At 63.6% G+C, this 18,425-nt stretch carries 18 protein-coding genes; 13 read left to right on the forward strand and 5 right to left on the reverse strand.

The genetic code is table 11. From position 1 onward, the window contains the following. The first annotated feature begins 44 nt into the window (after positions 1-44). On the forward strand, positions 45-932 hold the full coding sequence (locus MUG94_RS01435; protein ID WP_227909114.1) for an Fpg/Nei family DNA glycosylase: 888 nt from the start codon (positions 45-47) through the stop codon (positions 930-932). A 129-nt stretch (positions 933-1,061) separates the two neighbouring features. Here the strand turns inward: MUG94_RS01435 and MUG94_RS01440 are convergent, their stop codons facing one another. After that, complete coding sequence (locus MUG94_RS01440) at positions 1,062-4,841, reverse strand: S8 family peptidase (protein ID WP_227909113.1); 3,780 nt, start codon at positions 4,839-4,841, stop codon at positions 1,062-1,064. A 348-nt stretch (positions 4,842-5,189) separates the two neighbouring features. Between MUG94_RS01440 and MUG94_RS17300 the strand changes: the two genes are divergently transcribed. From MUG94_RS17300 to MUG94_RS01455, 5 genes are all read left to right on the forward strand, one after another. Further along, a complete protein-coding gene (locus tag MUG94_RS17300; protein ID WP_227909112.1) occupies positions 5,190-5,318 on the forward strand; it encodes a helix-turn-helix domain-containing protein in 129 nt (42 codons plus the stop codon). A 54-nt stretch (positions 5,319-5,372) separates the two neighbouring features. Then, positions 5,373-5,582, forward strand: coding sequence for a helix-turn-helix domain-containing protein (locus MUG94_RS17305; protein WP_227909180.1), 210 nt, complete (start codon positions 5,373-5,375; stop codon positions 5,580-5,582). 214 nt (positions 5,583-5,796) lie between these two features. Further along, a complete protein-coding gene (locus MUG94_RS01445; protein ID WP_227909111.1) occupies positions 5,797-6,090 on the forward strand; it encodes an IS3 family transposase in 294 nt (97 codons plus the stop codon). Positions 6,091-6,528: 438 nt separating this feature from the next. After that, positions 6,529-7,059: a DoxX family protein gene (locus MUG94_RS01450; RefSeq protein ID WP_227909110.1), complete on the forward strand. Its 531-nt coding sequence runs from the start codon at positions 6,529-6,531 to the stop codon at positions 7,057-7,059. 104 nt (positions 7,060-7,163) lie between these two features. Continuing rightward, positions 7,164-8,417: an MFS transporter gene (locus MUG94_RS01455; RefSeq protein ID WP_227909109.1), complete on the forward strand. Its 1,254-nt coding sequence runs from the start codon at positions 7,164-7,166 to the stop codon at positions 8,415-8,417. Positions 8,418-8,427: 10 nt separating this feature from the next. Here the strand turns inward: MUG94_RS01455 and MUG94_RS01460 are convergent, their stop codons facing one another. Next, positions 8,428-9,366, reverse strand: coding sequence for an IclR family transcriptional regulator domain-containing protein (locus MUG94_RS01460; protein WP_349292299.1), 939 nt, complete (start codon positions 9,364-9,366; stop codon positions 8,428-8,430). 74 nt (positions 9,367-9,440) lie between these two features. Between MUG94_RS01460 and MUG94_RS01465 the strand changes: the two genes are divergently transcribed. The 6 genes from MUG94_RS01465 (at position 9,441) to MUG94_RS01490 (ending at position 15,228) form a co-directional block, all read left to right on the forward strand. Continuing rightward, a complete protein-coding gene (locus tag MUG94_RS01465; protein ID WP_227909107.1) occupies positions 9,441-10,661 on the forward strand; it encodes a CaiB/BaiF CoA transferase family protein in 1,221 nt (406 codons plus the stop codon). Next, on the forward strand, positions 10,658-11,473 hold the full coding sequence (locus tag MUG94_RS01470) for a citryl-CoA lyase (protein WP_227909106.1): 816 nt from the start codon (positions 10,658-10,660) through the stop codon (positions 11,471-11,473). Before MUG94_RS01465 ends, MUG94_RS01470 begins: the two co-directional genes overlap by 4 nt. A 10-nt stretch (positions 11,474-11,483) precedes the next feature. Next, complete coding sequence (locus tag MUG94_RS01475; protein WP_227909105.1) at positions 11,484-12,428, forward strand: DODA-type extradiol aromatic ring-opening family dioxygenase; 945 nt, start codon at positions 11,484-11,486, stop codon at positions 12,426-12,428. Continuing rightward, on the forward strand, positions 12,425-12,790 hold the full coding sequence (locus tag MUG94_RS01480) for a hypothetical protein (protein WP_227909104.1): 366 nt from the start codon (positions 12,425-12,427) through the stop codon (positions 12,788-12,790). The genes MUG94_RS01475 and MUG94_RS01480 overlap by 4 nt, the downstream gene beginning before the upstream one ends. Positions 12,791-12,947: 157 nt before the next feature. Beyond that, the gene (locus MUG94_RS01485) at positions 12,948-14,330 is read left to right on the forward strand and encodes an amidohydrolase family protein (protein ID WP_227909103.1); all 1,383 of its coding nucleotides are present in this window, start codon (positions 12,948-12,950) and stop codon (positions 14,328-14,330) included. Between the two features lie 703 nt (positions 14,331-15,033). After that, the gene (locus MUG94_RS01490) at positions 15,034-15,228 is read left to right on the forward strand and encodes an IS3 family transposase (RefSeq protein ID WP_432418091.1); all 195 of its coding nucleotides are present in this window, start codon (positions 15,034-15,036) and stop codon (positions 15,226-15,228) included. Between the two features lie 71 nt (positions 15,229-15,299). Here MUG94_RS01490 and MUG94_RS01495 read toward each other — a convergent pair whose 3' ends face one another. The 3 genes from MUG94_RS01495 to MUG94_RS01505 all read right to left on the reverse strand — a co-directional run bounded on the left by MUG94_RS01495 (position 15,300) and on the right by MUG94_RS01505 (position 17,434). Next, positions 15,300-16,145: a hydroxymethylpyrimidine/phosphomethylpyrimidine kinase gene (locus MUG94_RS01495; protein ID WP_227909102.1), complete on the reverse strand. Its 846-nt coding sequence runs from the start codon at positions 16,143-16,145 to the stop codon at positions 15,300-15,302. A gap of 97 nt (positions 16,146-16,242) precedes the next feature. Continuing rightward, a complete protein-coding gene (locus MUG94_RS01500) occupies positions 16,243-16,761 on the reverse strand; it encodes a hypothetical protein (protein ID WP_227909101.1) in 519 nt (172 codons plus the stop codon). Beyond that, positions 16,754-17,434: a TetR/AcrR family transcriptional regulator gene (locus MUG94_RS01505; RefSeq protein WP_227909100.1), complete on the reverse strand. Its 681-nt coding sequence runs from the start codon at positions 17,432-17,434 to the stop codon at positions 16,754-16,756. Before MUG94_RS01505 ends, MUG94_RS01500 begins: the two co-directional genes overlap by 8 nt. A gap of 248 nt (positions 17,435-17,682) precedes the next feature. Between MUG94_RS01505 and MUG94_RS01510 the strand changes: the two genes are divergently transcribed. Further along, positions 17,683-18,423 (forward strand): queuosine precursor transporter, encoded by a 741-nt coding sequence (locus tag MUG94_RS01510; RefSeq protein WP_227909099.1) that lies wholly within the window; start codon positions 17,683-17,685, stop codon positions 18,421-18,423. The last annotated feature ends 2 nt before the right edge of the window (positions 18,424-18,425 follow it).

Here is an 18,425-nt window from a genome sequence, read left to right on the forward strand (position 1 = left end):
ATTTCATCTGTTCTGCAGTCTGGCAGACCGTCTAGGGTGTAGGCATGCCTGAGATGCCGGAAGTGCAGGGACTGGCCGATTTTTTGCGCACCAAGCTGCTGCCCGAGGACGCACCGCCGGCCCGGGTGGCCGATTTTGAAGTGCTTTCATTTGCGGCGCTGAAAACTGCCGGCGTCCCGCTGGACGCGCTGCAGGCCGGTCCCGTGACTGCCGTTGAACGCCGTGGCAAGTACCTCATCATCACGGCCGGAGGAGTGCACCTGGTGATGCATCTGGCTAAGGCAGGCTGGCTGCGCTGGTCCGATGCCCTCAAACCCGGAAAGCTGCGGCCCGGCAAGGGACGGATGGCGCTGCGGGTGCGGTTTGCCGCCCGGGAGGCGGACGGTGATGAACCGGGTTTCGATCTCACCGAAGCAGGAACCAAGAAGTCCCTGGCCGTGTATCTGGTGCGGGACCCGGCGGAGGTGCCGGGTGTGGCCCGGCTGGGTCCGGAGGCATTCGACGTCGACTCTGAGACGTTTGCGGCGCTGGTGGCCGGGCACCGGGGCCAGATTAAGGGCCTGCTGCGGGACCAGTCGGTGATCGCCGGAATCGGCAACGCGTACAGCGACGAAATCCTGCACGCTGCGCATCTCTCACCCTTCGCCAACGCCTCAAAGCTGAACCCGGCGGAGGTGGAACGGCTGTTCCAGGCTATGCGTGTGGTGCTGGAGTCCGCCATCGAGAATGCCGCCGGGCGTCCGGCGGCTGAGCTCAAGGATTCCAAGCGCCGGGCTCTGCGCGTTCATGCCCGCACGGGGGAGCCGTGCCCCGTCTGCGGTGACACCGTGCGGGAGGTCTCCTTCGCGGACTCCTCGCTCCAGTACTGCCCCACCTGCCAGACCAGCGGCAAGCTGCTGGCTGACCGGAGGCTGTCGAAGCTGCTGAAGTAGGCCGGGGGTGGAACATCCGGAAAAAGACTGAACCGGCCCCCGGAGATCGGGAGCCGGCTCAGCCGGTTACTTACATTCAGCTATAGGTCAGGCAGGTACTGCTCAAGGTGCCCGGTTCACGTTCCGGAATCAGCCGCGGCCGTCGTTGCCGTTGCCGGGCTTGCCGGGCTTGTCGTCGCCCTTGCCGGGCTTGTCGGGCTTGTCGTCACCTTTGCCGGGCTTGTCGGGCTTGTCGTCACCTTTGCCGGGCTTGTCATCACCCTTGCCCGGCTTGGCGCAGTCCTGCGCGTCGAAGGCCGCCTTGTAGCTGGCCTTCTCGGGCTTGCCCTTGCCGGTGTAGGTGAGGTTCACGGTGACTTCGCCGGCCTTGATCGAGGACTCCTTGGTCTTGATGACCACGGTCTTGGACTGGCCCGGGTTCAGCTTGTTGACCTTCGCCGAACCGTACTTGGACGTCACCTCGACATCCGCCTGGCGGGTGCCGGGGTTCTTGACGGTCACTGTGATCTCGGCCTTGTTGGCAGTGCACTTGCTGACCGCACTGACGGGGCTGACCGGGGTCACCGGCGGAACCACCTTGGCGGGTACCTTGATGGGCAGTACTTCCGCCCGGCCGCCGTCACCGTTTGCACCGCTCAGGTCGCCGGTGGCGTTGTGCAGGTGCAGGAAGAGTGCCTTGGCGTCGGTGTTGCCCGCGGTGCGGGTAACGTCCAGCTTGCCGCCGTCGACGTCGGCAAAGAGGGCGTCCGGAGTGGCTCCGGAGAAGCTCAGCGCCGGGTTGGCGGCGTCGAACGGGATGTACTCCGTGGTGTCCACCGGAACGCTGTTACCGGAATCGTCCACGTTGTACGGGCTCCAGGTGGTGACCCGGTACTGCAGCGGAGCGCTCGCGGCGTTGAGGTCCAGGCCCAAGGCCGCGGCCGAAACTGGCAGCGTGACGGCGTTGGTGTCGAACGGGTTGGAATCCGTGTCGCCGAGCAGCCCGTTGGCGCCCGTCTGGTCCACCATGCTGGCGGTTCCATCAGCGTTCAGCTGGTAGGTCGAGGCCAGGACCAGGTCCAGGTCATCGGCACGCGTGGTGAAGGTGACGAAGTCCGGCACGGAGTCTCCGTTGGTGTCGATCTCCACATCGATTTCCGTCGCACCGCCCAGGATGGGCCAGTTGGCCCAGGTGCTGACGCCGAAGTTCACCACGGCTCCCTGGACGTCGCCGCCGGCTGCCTTGATGGTGGGAACGGTGGAGGAGGCACCGACGGACTGCAGGTCCATGGCGTACATGGAATCCATCTTCACGGAGTCCAGACGCGGACTCTGTGCACCGAGCACCAGCGGAGCCACCAGGGACAGGTAGCGGGATGCCCCGGTGCCCTGGTCCAGGCCGCGGCCCTGAAGCGTAACGGTGCTCTTCAGTGCTTCGGAATCAGCGAAGGCGATCTCCGTGCCTGCGGTCATCTCCGAGGTCGGCTTCGGGGCCGAGTAGACGGGAACGCGCAGGGTGGGGGTTCCGGCGCCGGCAAACTGCACCCGGCCGGAGACGTCAGCGATGAACTGCCGGGCCAGGCCAAGTTGCGAGGCGGCTGCAGCCGGATCCATGGTCTTGGCCAATGCGGCCGGATCGGAGATGCTCAGCGTGACGTCCACAGTGGCCTTGCCGTTGGCGGGAACACTTACCTTGGGGGTGGTGCTCACGACGACGCCGGGCATGGTGGACGCTTCCAAGTAGCTCACGTCATAGGACACGGGCTTGTCGGACTTGTTCTCGACCGTGACCTGCTTGGTCTGGAGCAGTGCTTCCTTGCCCAGTTCCAGCACGCCGAAGTTGACGCTGGTCAGGGCCTGGTCGTCCGCCGCATAGGCCAGGACCTTGGTGTTCAGGGCGTCGAGGGCGTCCACGCGGCCGGAACCGACGCGGTTCGGAGCATGCACGTTGCCTTCTGCGGTGAGCAGGTCGTGGGTGGCGGTGTTCATGATGGCGGTCTTGACCTCATAGGGGTTGAGATCCGTAGCGGCGTAGACCAGGGCGGCAATGCCGGCCACATGCGGGGTGGCCATGGAGGTGCCGCTGCTGACGGATGCTCCGGTTCCCGAGCCCACGGCAGCTGAGCCGATGGACGAACCGGGAGCAGCGACGTCGGGCTTCACCACACCGTTGGAGCCGTGCAGGCCGCGGGAGGAGAAGGAGCTGATGGTGTCGCCGGCACCGGAGGGACCGGTAGCCGTGGCGCGGTAGGACGGATCCAGGCGCAGCGTCAGTGTTCCGGCCTGGGCGGCCGGCCGGAGCCGGTCCGAGGACGCGGCATTGAGCTGGATGCCCGGGATGGTGGCGTTGCCGCCGATGCCGGCGTCAAACACCGAACGCGGAGAGTCCAGCACGACGCCGGTGGCACCGGCCGCCTGGGCGTTGTTGAAGCGCACGCCGGAGCCGCAGGGGAAGGCGTTGTTCTCTTCCCACTGGATCCAGACCCACTTGCCGGTGAGGGAACCGGCGGGGAAGGGGTTGCAGCCGAAGGCGTTGTCGGCCGGAGCCATGACGACGCTGCCGGTGAGCCGTTCGGGAGTGAGTGCCGGGTCGGCGTAGTTGAAGCTGGAGGAGTACTGGCCGGCAACGCTGCCTGCCAGTTCGGCCGGGGCCAGGACATCGGCGCGGTCCAGGGTCACCTGGGAGCCGATGGTGCTGGCGACGGTCAATGCGGACTTGGCGTTGCCGGGGGAGCCGCCGATGTCGTAGACGTCTCCGGCGTTGCCCGAGGCCACTACCGAGAGGATGCCCTGCTCGGTGAGCTTGTTGACGATGTCGTTCTCGGGGTCGTCCGCCGGGGCGTAGTCCGAGCCCAGCGACATGTTCACTACCTGTGCACGGTCGGAGAAATCGCCGTCGCCGTTGGGATCCAGCACGTAGTCCAGGGCCTGTCCGACAACTTCCGAGGAGCCGGCGCAACCGAAGACGCGGATGCCGACGAGCTGTGCCTCGGGAGCGGAACCGGGGCCGATCCGCATGGTGTTGACCTGCTCAGCCGTGAGGGTGGAGTAGTCGCCGCCGAAGGTGGAGCCGTCGCCGTTGGTGCCGTAACCGGCTGCGGTTCCCGCCACATGGGTGCCGTGTCCGCCGCAGTCCAGCGGATTGAGGTCCGGCTTCGGGACCGGCTGGTACGTGGGGGAGGACGGGTCGGCGTCGTAGTCGTCGCCGACCAGGTCGTAGCCGCCAATGAATTTCGCGGAGTCAATGAGGCCGCTGTCGGCGGCGGGGATGCCCGGGGATGCCTGGGCTGCCTTGTAGGCCTCGGCGGTTCCCGGGCCGCCGAAATCGCTGTGGGTGTAGTCGATGCCGGTATCCAGCACGGCGATGGTGATGCCCTTGCCGGTCTGGTTCCGCTCCACCCAGGTGTTCAGGGCGCGGGTGTCGATGTCGGCGCCCTTGTTGTCGATGGTTTTCGGCACGATCTTGGTGATCCGGGCGACGTCCGCGCGTCCAGCGAGACCGCGGATCGCCTCGGCGTCGCCGACGATGGCCACGCCGGGAAGGGTGTTGGTGGTGGTGTAGAGCGTGCTGGCGTCGGCTTCGGCGGCCACGGACTCGGCCTGGGAGGAGATGTTGCTGCGGATCTCCTCGACCAGCGGCTGGTTGAGGACCGGGTCTGCCTTGCCCTCCTTGACCGCTTCAGGCTGCGTCTGTTCAAAGGCGCCCTCGCCGGTGAACTGGACATAGACGGAGACCTGGCCGGAGGCCTCCCGCAGGCTTGACGACACCTTCTGGGTGGCGAATTTCTGGACGGCGACGCCGGCAGCAAGCCCGTCGCCGGTGGTGCCTTCGGTGGCCTGGGCGGGTACGCCCAGGGACGCCGTGAGTGCGAGCCCTGCTAGCGCGGCAGTGACGACCGCGCCGGATCTGTGATGAATGGACCTTTTCATAACGCTCCTTGAACATTCCACCGAGCGCTACCGGGCCATGTCCCACAGACATGCCTACCGGCTGCTGACACACTGCGGCAGCTTTTCCGTCGTGCCTCCACACCCCCGTATGGAGCGTCAGCATGCACTTGGCGGCCCCCATTGCGTTGCAGCCGTTGGGCTCACCCTAGAGGAGCAACCCCGAGGTGCATAGGTTGGTGTCGCAGGGCGCGATTTTTGTGACCAACCATTGACTGGCGGGAGAGGTGCTGATATTTTTCGGCCGCTTAAATGAAGCAGGAGCCTCCAAACGGAGGCTCCCCGAAAGTTGGACTGAGAAATCAGTTCTAACTTTCGGGGAGCAGTTTTATGTCTGCTGGCAGTTCATCGTCCGAGGCGCAACGCCAGAGCGCGGTAGCGTTGTTCGAAGCCGGATGGAGCGCCAGAGCCGTGTCAACGACACTAGGGGTGAGCCGCTCCGCTATAGCCCGGTTATGAGACCGATGGTTAGTTCGAGGAGGTACGACGCTGGTGGCCAAGCCAACCAAGAGAGTGTTCTCCTTTGAGTTCAAGCTCGCTGCAGTGCAGCGTTATCTCTCCGGCCAGACGAGGGCAGACCTGCCCAAGGAACTCCAGCTTTCCTCTCCGCAGCTGATCGATAAGTGGACGCGGCAGTACCGGACAGCGGGTGAAGACGGACTGCGACCGAAGCCGAAGGGTTCTACCGCGGCGAACAGGGAGTGGTGGCCCCGAACCTGCTGAACCCGCAGTTCGAAGCTGCTGCACCGAACCAAAAGCGGGTTACCGACGTGACCGAGTTCAGCGTCGGTGACCGCAAGCTCTATCTCTCCCCGGTGATGTACCTCTTCAACCGGCAAATCATTTCGTACTCGATCGGGTTATCCCCGAATCTGGAGCCACTAACTCCTCGCTGCGCAGAGCCCTCGCCGTCCTTGAACCTGGGGCGCAGCCGCTCGTGCATTCGGATCAGGGATTCCAATACCAGCACGTCTTGTGGCGGACGCTGCTGAAGAATGCCGGCGCGGTCCAATCAATGTCCTGCAAGGGCAACTGCTACGACAACGCGGTGATGGAGGACTTCTTCGGACACCTCAAGGAGGAACTCTTCCACCGGGTCCGGTTCCTGAACACCGATGCCCTGACAGCACAGCTCTGTGAGTACATCCGCTGGTACAACACTGAACGCATCTCGACAAAGCTCGAGGGCCTGAGTCCGGTGCAATACCGTGCTCAGGCCCTCGCGGCCTAGCCTTTTATTTGGCCAGTCCAACTTCCGGGGACCAGTTCAATTCGGACTGGGTCTCCCTTTTCTTTCATCCAGGAGACCCCGCTCGTCCGTGCCTTTACACCCGACGTGATCGCCGGGGCGCGGGACTACGATCCACGCTGAGCATCACCCCGCGCCACGGCGGACCCGAACAGCGTGACGGGCGGGGCTCGGTTCTTCGTAACCGGGCCGTCCGCCATTTTTGCTCCTCCCGGTTCCGGCGGGGCGCCTAATGAACGGTGGTGCTCTGCTGCACGGGGCCGAATAGGCGGGTCAGGTCAATGTGACGCTTGACACATTTCTGCAGGGGAGTCATTCTATGAGCAGCAAAACACCTGCGGACATCTGTCCGCTTGGCGGACAGATATCAATCGAGGTCGCCTTGCCGAGTAACGAGCCGAAGAGCAGGAAGGCAACAACATGATGGATATCGGGGTCATCATTCTCCGCTTCATTCTTGGCGCCATCCTGCTTGCCCATGCGGGCCAGAAACTCTTTGGCTGGTTTGGCGGCAACGGATTCAAGCGACAGGCCATCGTGTTTGAGGCCCTGGGCCTCAAGCCGGGCCAAGTGATGGTGGCAATGGCGGGGGCCATGGAACTGGCGGCGGCTTCGCTCCTGGTCCTGGGGCTTGCTACTCCGCTGGGTGCCCTGATCGGCAGCGGCACCATGCTCGTTGCCGGCCTGACCATGCAGACGGCATCCGGGAAATTCTGGAATGCAGCCGGAGGCGGTGAATATCCCTACGTCCTCTTCGCGTTTTCTGCAGCTGTGGGAATCCTCGGTGGAGGGCGGTATTCCGTCGATCGGCTGCTGACAGACCGCTGGCCCAACCTGGCCACCTGGCTCGAACCCTTCTGGATCCACGCGCTGGCCATACCCCTGCTGGCGCTGGCGTCCGCTCTTCCGTTCGCAATGCTGGTGCGCCGCGGGCGCACCGTTTCATCCTGAGTCACCCTCAGGATTCTTCTTCCCCACGGGTTTCGTCTTCGATCCGGCAGTAAAGCCGCCGTTGGCTTTCGCGGACCCACCACTCGCATACTTCAAGGAGAGAAATGTCTTCGACTCACGTAGTCCCCACCCCTGAGAAAGAAGGCAGGCAAGGCTCGCTGGCACCTGCTGCCGTGGCGGTAGGTTTCGCCGTGCTTTGCCTGTCTTGGATGCTCAACGCCATGGACCGGCAGGTGTTCTACCCGCTCCTGCCCGAAATCCGCGAGGACTTCGGCTTCTCCTTGGAGCAGTCCGGCCTGTTGGCCACCGGTTTCACCCTTGGCCTGGCCATTGCGGGCTTCCTTGCCGGGTTTGTGGTAGACCGGTTCTCCCGGAAAACCGTCATTATCGGCAGTGTCCTGGTGTACTCACTCGGCACTTTGGCTGTCCCCTTGGCTTCAGGCTTTTTGGACATGTCCGCGTACCGCATCTTCTCCGGCATCGGGGAAGGCGTACAGGCCACCGCGCTTTACTCTCTCGTCGGCTCCTTCTTCTTCCATCGCCGGGCCTTTGCCGCCGGATTCATTGGAGTCGCCTTTGGCGGCGGCATTTTCCTCGGACCCATGATCGGGGTCCCTTTCGCTGCCTCGTTCGATACCTGGCGGGCGCCCTTCTACCTCTTCGGCGGACTCGGCATCGTCATGGCCCTGCTCATCCTGGTTACAGTGTCCCGGACGATGTCGGAGGCTAAGAGCGGCCCCGGGAGCACGGCGGCAGAAGCGGACTACAGCTATGTGCCGGCCAGCGCCTACAACCGGAACACCCTGGCCTTCGGTATTGCCTGCGTCATCAGTGGCATGGTTTTCTATGGCTTCACCGGGCTCTACCCCACCTTCCTTCGCGAAGAGCTCGGTTTCGAAGCCGGGCAGGCCGCCGTGGCTGTCTCCTTGTCCGGGCTGGGCGCCATGGTTGCGCTCCTGGCCGGCTGGCTCGGGGACAAGTTCAGCCAGAAGTGGCTGCTTGCAGGCACCTTTGTTGGAACCTCGATAGTGGCGTTCCTGATGTACACCGTCGTCTCAAGCCTGACCGGCCAGTACGTCCTGTCCTTCCTGATGGGGGCGCTTGCCAGCGGCTTCCTCTTCACCAACTGCTCCACCGCCATGCAGCGCAGTGTCCGCCCCGAGCACGTGGGCCGGGGCCAGGGACTGTTCATGCTGACCTACTATGTTGCCGCCGCGTTCTCCGGGGTGGTCTTTGCCCGCTTGGTTGCCCTGTCCGACTGGTCGGGCGCAGGGATGTGGCAGCTGTCCATCCTGCCCCTCGTCGGCGCGGTGGTCCTGATGGCCGTCGACCCCAAGCGCATGATTCGCCGGCTGTAAACCCGGGGTCCTACACCGGTTTGGTTGGCATCGTTTTGGTTGGGCGCGACTGCCAGCGCGCCCAACCAGTGGTGGTTTCGGCCGCCGCAGCCTGTAGGAGCGGCAGGTACTCGCCCGTAAGGGTGTCGATGCTCGTCTCCTGCGCGTGGACGGTCACGTTCATCGAAGCGCGAACCACTCCCGCGCCGTCCGGCACCCCCACGGAAATGGAGCGCACCCCGGGCGCCAGCTCCTCGTCGGCCAGGGCCCACCCCTGGGACCGCACCTCCGCCAGGATATCCAGCACCTGGGCCTCGGCCATCGGCTCCTCTTCGGGCAGGCCCGAACGCGAGGGCTCGGCGAGTGCACGCAGAGCTTCGCCGGGCTGCAGCGCAGCGAGCAGCACCTTGCCCTGGGAGGTTTTCATGGCGGGAAAGCGGGTGCCGATGTCCACGCGCAGGGCGATCAGCTTGGGCACGGCAACCCGTGCCACGTAGACGATGTCGGATCCATCCAGCTGGGCCATGGACGATGACTCGCCCGTCCGCTCAACCAGTTGCTCCAGATGGGGACGGGCCATATCCCACAGCCCGAGGGCGCCCACATAAGCCATGCCGAGCTCAAGCACCTTGGGGGTCAGCGAGTGGAAGCCCTGTTCAGCCCGTGCATACCCCAGCTCCTGCAGCGTGAGCAGGATCCGGCGGGCGGTTGGCCGGGCCAAACCGGTCGCTTGGGATACCTCAGCCAGGCTCATACGCGGATGGTCCGCCGAAAAACAACGGACCACGTCTAACCCGCGGGCGAGTGCCTCAATGAAGTCAGGCCCCTGTCCTCGCTGGACCATGTTATTCCCTTTCGTGGGTGATAGGTCAACGTCAAAGCGTCCCCGGCACCATTGTAGGGACCTCCAGCTGTCTGGTCGGACAACTGTCCGGCAGTGACCCTTGACACATTTTCCCTTTACCCACATTCTTTATGTGAGATCCGGACACTTGTCCGGCAAGCGGACACACCAATGAAGCAATGTCGCTGTGAGAGGACCGAGTGAAAACTCCAAACGAAGCGCATGGACCGGGCAGCCCCGACAGGCTGCCACTCTCCGGGATCGTCATCGCCGATTTCTCCCGGGTCCTGGCGGGCCCGTACGCCACTATGCTTCTGGCCGACATGGGCGCCGAAGTGATCAAGGTCGAAAGTCCAGCCGGCGACGATACGCGTTCATGGGTTCCCCCGGTCCGCGACGACGGTGTCTCCACGTACTACACGGCGGTCAACCGCAACAAGAAGTCGGTGGTCCTGGATTTCAAGGACGCTGATGACCTGGCAGCAGCACAGGCACTGGCCGGGCGTGCCGACGTCATCATCGAAAACTTCAAACCCGGGGGCCTCAAGCGCTTTGGACTTGATTACGGATCCGTGCGGGAGCACAACCCCGGAGTTATCTACTGCTCGATCAGCGGATTCGGCACGGCGGAAGGGGCGGCCCTTCCCGGGTATGACCTGATTGTCCAGGCCATGAGCGGCCTGATGAGCCTGACCGGAGATCCCGAGGGGGAACCCTTCCGTGCCGGAATCAGCGTTTTCGACGTGATGGCCGGCCTGCATTCGAGTATTGGAATCCTGGCCGCCCTGCGCCATCGCGACCAGACCGGCGAAGGACAGAACATTGAGACGTCCCTGATGGCCTCCGCCATGAGCGGTCTGGTCAACCAGACAACGGCCTACGTGGCCGGGGGCGTCACCCCGTTCCGGATGGGCAATGCGCATCCGAGCCTGTTCCCCTACGAAGCACTTCCCACCGCCGACGACGACTTGATCATCGCGGCTGGCAACACGAATCAGTTCCGGAGGCTTTGCCACGTGCTGGACATCCCGGCAGTGGCCGATGACCCGCGTTTTGCCGAAAACGGCGACCGGACAGCCAACCGCGAGCAGCTGCGTCCGTTGCTGGTGGAACGGCTGCAGACCCGCGGCGCGGGCGAATGGTTCGACCTGCTCAACGAGGCCGGAGTTCCGAACGGCCCAATCAACAGCATCGCTCAAGGAGTGGAGTACGCGAAAAAGCTGGGCCTGAACCCCGTGACAACAGCCGGAACCGGCACCTCAGCGGTACCCGTGGTCAGGAATCCCATCACGTTCTCGGCTACCCCGGCCCGCTACGTCCTCTCGCCGCCACGGCTCGGAGAACATACGGAAGAGATCAAGGCATGGCTGGCAGCACGCGTTGCCGGCGGCGGAAACGACTCCACGAAGGGCAAGGCGTGAGCACCTCGACAGAAAACCAAACCCCCCGTTTTCCCACCTCGCTGGGCACATCCACTTCCACGAAGATCAGCCTCCTCGGACAGGATCTGGCCCAGGACCTGATGGGAAAGGTCAGTTTTGGCGAGCTGGCCTTTTGGCTGGTGGCGATGCGGCGACCAAGCTCCGGAGAGCTCAGGGTCTTTGAATCGGTGCTGGTGGCCCTGGCCGACCATGGTTTCACGCCCACAGCCATAGCCGCCCGCCTCACCTACCTCAGCGCTCCTGATTCCATGCAGGGGGCAATGGCCGCGGGCCTGCTCGGCGGCGGTTCGCGCTTCCTCGGAGTGACCGAGGACTGCGCCCAATTCCTCGCCGAGAAGCTTGCCGAGCATGAAAGTCCCCTGCCCGAGACGGATGCGGAATGGGATGAGATGGCAGCGGCAGCCATCGAGTCGCAGCGGGCTAAGGGAAAGTTCGTTCCCGGGCTCGGCCACCCGAATCATAAGGACGGCGATCCCCGCACGCCCGTGCTGATTGGCATCGCCACGGAAGAAGGCCTCCGGGGCCCCCACATCAAACTGTTTGAAGCCGTCGGGCGCATGAGCGGGAAAGTCCTGGGACGAAAGCTGCCCCTCAACGGTGCCGGCGTCTGCGGAGCGGCCCTCGCTGACTTGGGTCTCCCGCCGGATCTGCTGCGCGGCTTTGCCCTGCTGGCCCGTGCAGCTGGGCTGCTCGGCCAGATCGCTGAAGAGCGGCGCAACCCGATTGCCAATGACATCTACATGGCCGTGGACCGCAACGCGGGCTACGTTGCCCCCAACCTGGACAGCTAAGGAGAACACCGTGGCGGAATTGACGGCCGTGCTGGCCAGCACGCACCACCCCTTTTATCTCAAGGCGACCACCGACGAGTCTGACCAGCGGATGCCGCAGGCGGATGAGTGGAAAAACAAGGTGGAGGCCTACCGTGAAACCTTGACTGCAGCGGAGCCGGACATCCTGATAATGGTTGGCGCGGACCATTTCCACCAGTTTTTCCTGGACAACTACCCCACGTTCCTCATCGGCAAGCAGGAAAAGTATGACGCCACGTACTACAACGAGGAACGCGAATTCGGCCTGCCCAAATACGTCCTGGACGGCGATGTGGCGCTGTCCAACTTTATGCACCAGGGGCTGATGGATGAGGGTTTTGATTTCTCCTTCAGCCACGAATTGAAGATTGACCACTCCATCATCTGCCCGATCATCACGGTCAGGCCGGACGCGGACCTTCCCATAGTTCCGATCTACACCAATATCTTTGCCCCGCCGCTGCCGTCCCCGAAGCGCTTCTGGGACCTGGGGAGGGCAATCCGGAAAGTCATCGATGCCTACCCAACGGATAAGAAGATCGCAGCCATCGGCACCGGCCATTTGTCCCTCGAGCTGGGAGGGCCCCGCATGTTCGGCGAGCACGGTCCGGACCCGGAGTTCGACGCGCAGGCGATCGAATGGCTTTCCTCCGGAAATATCGACGCGATTCTGGAAAACGTCACCCATGAATCCATGTCCACGGCAGGTAACGCGACCCACGGATTCATGGACCTTATTCTCATGATGGGCATCGCCGGAGGCGAAAACGCTGACTACGTTGACCAGCTTGACCTTTACCACACCCGCGAAATGTTCATGACTTGGTACCCGAACAGGACCCAGTCCCAGTTGGAAGCTGCCCAGCAGTCCGCCCGTCGCTCGGGAGCAACACTTGGACCTTTGCTGGCCGCACCGGAAGGAGCACCGGCATGAGCACTTACTACGTCAACAAGTTCCTCTACACCGTTGACCGTGACCCGGAATGGGTGGCCCGGTACAAGGAGGACCCGGCAGGAACCATCAAGCGATGGGAAACGGAGGTCGGATCCTGGCTGAACAGCTCGGAGAAGACATCCTGGCTTTCCTTCACGGACGAAGAGCGCCGGGCCCTGGAGACCTACGACTATGTCTGGCTGTTCGAAGCCGGTGCACATTTTTTCCTCTACCTGACCCTCTTTATCGGCATTTTCGAGGACGACTACACCCAGACGAACGGACCCTTGTCCTATCAGCGCGAATGGGCAAGGAACCTCTCTCACTGGACCGGCAAGACCTACCCGACGGTGGCACTCTGACCTGTTGTTCCACCGTCCGGATCGCTCCGAACGCTCCACCCCCACACCAGCCCCGCCGTGCGGCACGCCCGGTAAAGATTCAAGGAGAAAAATGGTCCATCTTCAGTTGCCTGCAGACAACCAGCCAATCGTTTTCCGCAATGGCACAGTTCTGTCGATGGACCCGAGCCATCGAGTGCTGTCCGACTGCGACGTCTTGGTCATCGGCGACACCATCAAGGAAATCGGCCCCCGCCTCGAGGTGCCCGAAGGCACCTTTGAAATTGATGCCTCCGGCGGCATCGTCATGCCGGGGATGATCGACACCCACCGGCACATGTGGCAGACCACCATGCGCGGCTACGGCGCCGACTGGACGCTGAGCCAATACTTTGTCTGGTATTACCTCGAACATGGAATGAAATTCCGTCCCGAAGATATTGCCACCGGAAACCTCCTTTCCGCGTACGACGCCCTCGACGCCGGCGTGACTACCAGCGTCGACTGGTCACACGGTTTGAGCACCTTGGACCACGCCGAAGCCGCCGTTGACGCGCTCGAAGGAACCGGCGGACGTTTCGTCTTCGCGCCCGGGAACATCTTCGCCGGACCAAATGAATGGTCCACCACCCCGGAGTTCAAGGACTTCGTCGCCCGGCGGAATCCGCGGTCGGACATGTTCAAGTTCCAGCTCGCCTTCGACGTCACGGGTGACCCGTCCTTCCCGGAGAAGGCCGCCTTCGAAGCCGCGCGGGAACTCGACCTCTCCGTGACCACCCACGCCGGTGTTTGGGGCGCCACCAACGACGACGGCGTCCGCCTGATGCACGAGCACGGGTTCATGACCCCAGGCACTGTCTACGTTCATGCCGCGACTCTGAGCAACGATTCCTACCAGCGCATCGCGGCCACCGGAGGGACGGTGTCGCTGTCCACGGAAAGCGAGCAGAGCTGCGGCCAGGGCTACCCGCCGTCGTGGATCCTTCGGCAGCACAACGTGCCCATGTCCCTGTCAATCGACACGAGCGTGTGGTTCAGCAGCGATCTCTTTACCGCCATGCGCACTACGCTCGGCGCGGACCGTTCCTACGAGCACATGGCGGCCCATGAGAAGGGCGAGACAGTCACCCATTCGGCCCTGCGTGCAGAGCAGGTTGTTGGGTGGTCCACCCACGGCGGTGCCCACGCGCTGGGACTGGATCACGCCGTCGGCCGCCTGGAAGTTGGGAAAAAGGCCGACATTGTCCTGTTGAAAAACGAAAACTCACCCGGAACCTTCCCTGTCCTCCATCCATACGGCCACGTGGCACTTCAAGCCGGCCGGGGCGATGTTCAGACCGTCCTGGTCAACGGCCGCGTGGTGAAGCATGACCACCGGCTGGTCGGCGTGGATATGAAGGCCGTCCAGGGCAGGGTTGCGGAAACGGTGGAATACCTTCAGTCCGCGCTTGGTGCCGACGCGTGGGCCAAGGGCATGAACCCGGACATCCCGGAAGCGCGGATCCTGGACAACCCCTACATGTACACCGACTACCACAGCGCCAATACTCGCAGCGTCTAGGCGGCGCTTCCTTCTCGGTCAGTCGACGCCTGTCCGGCATCAACTCTGCCGGGGCGGGGACCGGTTCTTTGGAACCGGTCCCCGCCCTTTTATTTATGACGCATCCAAACAGTTCCACCGGCTTCCACCGGAGTGAATTGCTTCAGAGCCTTCCGCTCACGGTCTGGGTCGGCCTAGCTTGTTGGGGCAGGGCATCGTTTTGCAGAGGATGTCGCCTTGCTTCCATGCGAGTCATAAACAAGCCTCATCTAAGGAATGCAAGGGTGACAAGGTGACACCCCTGGGAAATCGAACGCTGCATAACAGTTGTATGGCCGTCTGCTAAGAGGTAGGCCGCCGGGCCAGTTCCCGATGAGGTGAAACCATGGCGCACGAACCAGAATCTTCGCTTCCTAAGCCTTCCTCTCCCTGACACTCCCAAACGACCGTTTTCGACTTGGATCGTCCTCGCCATTGCTGTAGTTCTCTTGGCGGTCTTCGCAGATACCGGCCTCATGGGGCTGGCCGTCTGGCTCGTACTCATGGGGGTCGGTGTATGTCTAACGGTTGCCTACGCGTTGCTCCTTCGACGGCAGACGTGGGCTCGTGTTGCAGATGGCGGGAAGCGCCAGTTGCTCGCCGTTGGGGGAGGACTTCTCGTCGTGGGGTCTGTACTTGCCGCTATGGCTGCTCCTCCGGGATCAGGTACAGCGGACAGCTGATGATGATCAGTCACCCAGCCCGAGCCCGACTCCTCCCTCGGCTTCCCCGACTCCTCCACCGGGTTCGGTTCCTGAACACCGACGCCCTGACAGCACAGCTCAGTGAATACATCCGCCGGTACAACACCGAACGCATCTCGACAAAGCTCGAGGGCCTGAGCCCGGTGCAATACCGTGCTCAGGCCCTCGCGGCCTAGCCTTTTATTTGGCCAGTCCAAATTTCAGGGACCAGTTCAAGACGGAGGCTCCTGCTTCGGCTTTTCGAGCCCTACAGGGCGGGGCCGTTGCCGGCATTGCCCTGCCACAGGGCGTCGAACGGGGCGTTGGAGGAAACCCGGTTGCGGATGCCCTCGGTGACGAAAGCCTTTGCGGTCTTCGCGGCTTCGAGCGGCGTGGCGCCCTTGGCCAGTTCGGCCGTGATGGCTGCCGCAAGCGTGCAGCCGGCGCCGCTCACCGCAACGTCGCCGACCTTGGGTGCCCGCAGCACCTCCATGGTCTCACCGTCATAGAACACGTCCACGGCGTCGTCGCCTGCCAGCCGCACTCCGCCCTTGGCGAGAACCACGGCCCCGGAAGCTTCGTGGATGCGCCGGGCGGCGTCCTGCAGGTCCTCGACAGTGTCGATGGAGTCCATGCCGGACAGGGACATCGATTCAAAGTGGTTGGGTGTCACGAAGGTGGCCAGCGGCAGGATCTGCGCCTTGAGTGCCCGGTCCGTGTCCAGGGCGGCTCCCGGTTCCTGGCCCTTGCAGATCAGCACCGGATCCAGCACGATGTTGGTCCATTCCTGGCTCTGGAGGGCCTTGGCCACGGCGTCGATCGTGGCGGGCGTTCCCAGCATGCCGAGCTTGACGGTGGTCAGGTCATACGCGGTCTGGATGGCCTCAAGCTGGTCGCTGATGACCTGGGAATCCACCGGGACGAAACGGTGGCTCCAGTTGTCCTTCGGATCGAAGGACACGATGCAGGTCAGGGCAGCGATCCCGTAGGTTCCGAGTTCCTGGAACGTTTTCAGGTCGGCCTGGGCGCCGGCGCCGCCGGTAGCTTCGGAGCCGGCGATGGTCAGGGTGACGGCCGGGGCAGCTGTTCCGGCAGAGTGTGTGTTAGCAGACATGAGTCCATCTTCCACCCAAGCGAGCATCGGTGCCACTGGGGTTGGCCCCGCGCGCCGGGCGGGCCAGGGCGGGAAAACCGGTTCGCCGGCGGCAGCGCTAGGCGCGGGCAAACGGCCAGACGGCGGCCCGGCCCGCGGCCATGGAGACTCCGATGGCTGCGCCCATGAGCAGAGGTACCACCACTGCCTGGACGCTCAGGCCGATGATGACCCAGCCGAGCAGCGCCGGCACGACGAAGAAGGCCAGGACATGGAGGCCCTGGCTGAGGACGCCGCGCAGCGACCAGCCCAAGATCAGGGCGACCGGCAGGGCGGTGAACAGGCCGAGCCCGGCGGCATAGAAAGCGGCGACAATGACAGTCCAGACATAGCCCCAGAAATCGCGGGACGTTCCCCATCCCACCACTGTGGTGGCGATTACCGCCAGGACAAGGCAGCCCACGACATACCCCAGTGCTACGGCCAGCGGGCCGGGTGCAGCGTACGGATGCCGCGGCGGAGTATCGGTAGGCGGAGTATCGGCAGGCAAAGTATCGGCAGACGCAGTTTCGCCGGCCAAGACGTCGGCGGGTATCAATGCGGGCGGAAGCGCGTCGTCGTCGCCTTTGTCAGTCATCGCGTCGGGCTCCCTGGAAGAGGTGGACTACGTCCTCCACGATATTGCGAACCACGGGCAGGCGGGAGAGGATGACCAGCTTCGCGGCCAGCGGAGCGACGTTCTCCACCAGCCGGCGCGAGCGGCGCTGCCCCGGCGAGCGATCATAAATCCAAAACAGCGTCACCCCCATGTGCACCAGCCACAGGAGCTCGGGCAGATCATCCCGGATGGCCAGCGGCGGCTGCGGCCGGGACACGGTGACGGCCTGCCGGAACAGGGCGATCGATTTGGCGCGGCCCACGCCCGTGTCCGCCGCACCGTTGCGGCTGCCGCGCGGTGAGGCCGACGACGGCGGCATGGCAGTGTGCAGAAAATGGGCACCGAAATCGTGGTAGGGACCCATGACATCCAAATTTGCCAGCAGGACGGCGCGCAAATGCTCACCCAGATTATGTCCGTCGCGCAGCAGGGGCAGGGATCGGCTGCGGTGTTCATCCTGGAGAAACCGGTACAGCTCAGCCACGAGCTCGTCCTTGGACCGGAAGTAGTAGTAGGCGTTGCCCACTGAAACCCCGGCGGTTTCGGCAATGCAGCGCATGGTGGTGTTGGCATAACCCTGGCTGCGGAAAAGGGCGAGGGCGGAATCGATCAGCAGCCGTCGGGTCTGTTCACTCTTGGCCGTCGCGGCCATCAGCGCTCCTTGGTTCAGTTGCAGGCGCTGGTTCAGGGATAGGCGCGGTCCGCTTATATGCGCTCAGCGTCCCGGCGCGCCTGTCAGTACATCACATTTTTGAACGTGTTCAAAAAAGAGGGTGGCAGTGTTGCAGGGCAGAACATGGCAGAATTGACGGCGGCCCGTTCTCGGGCCGCCCGGTGCAGCGGGCACAGTGCTAATACAGCCGGCGAAAGCCAGGCAAACCACTAGGAAACGGAAGACCCATGCACACCCAGACCGGCGCCGATACGGCGCCCGCTCCGGCATTCGCCGCCCGCGGCAGCTCCCATTACGACATCATCCTGACGCTCATGTGCGTGGTGATCGTCATTTCCAATATCGGCGCCACCAAGGGCGTGGTCCTGGGGCCGGTATTCGGCGACTTCAGCATCGTGACCGACGGAGGATTCTTCCTCTTCCCGCTGGCCTACATCCTCGGCGACGTCATCAGTGAGGTCTACGGCTTCAAGGCGGCACGGCGGGCCATCTTCACGGGCTTTGCGGTTGCGGCGCTGGCGGCAGTCAGTTTTGCCGTGATCATTGCGCTGCCCGGATTCGACGACGACTACGGCCAGGCGAAGCAGGCAGCCCTGGAACTGGCGCTGGGACCCGTGTGGCAGATCGTGCTGGCCAGCCTGCTCGGCTTCCTGGCCGGACAGACCCTGAACTCCTGGGTCCTGGTGCGGATGAAGGAGAAGTTCCGGGAACGGGCACTCATTGGGCGGTTGATGGCCTCCACCGGTGTGGGCGAGTTCGCCGATACCCTGATCTTCTGCGCCATTGCGGCGCCCGTCATCGGCATCACCGATGCCAGCGGCTTCATCAATTACGTGATCTTCGGGTTTGTGTACAAGACGCTGGTTGAGTTCCTGTTTGTCCCGGTAACGGCCGTGGTCATCAAGGCCATCAAGAAGCGTGAACCGAGTTACGGTGCTGCAGTGCCTGCCGGTACGCCGGAAGGCTGAGC

It is taken from the genome of Arthrobacter gengyunqii (genome assembly GCF_023022985.1).
GTDB lineage: Bacteria > Actinomycetota > Actinomycetes > Actinomycetales > Micrococcaceae > Arthrobacter_B > Arthrobacter_B gengyunqii.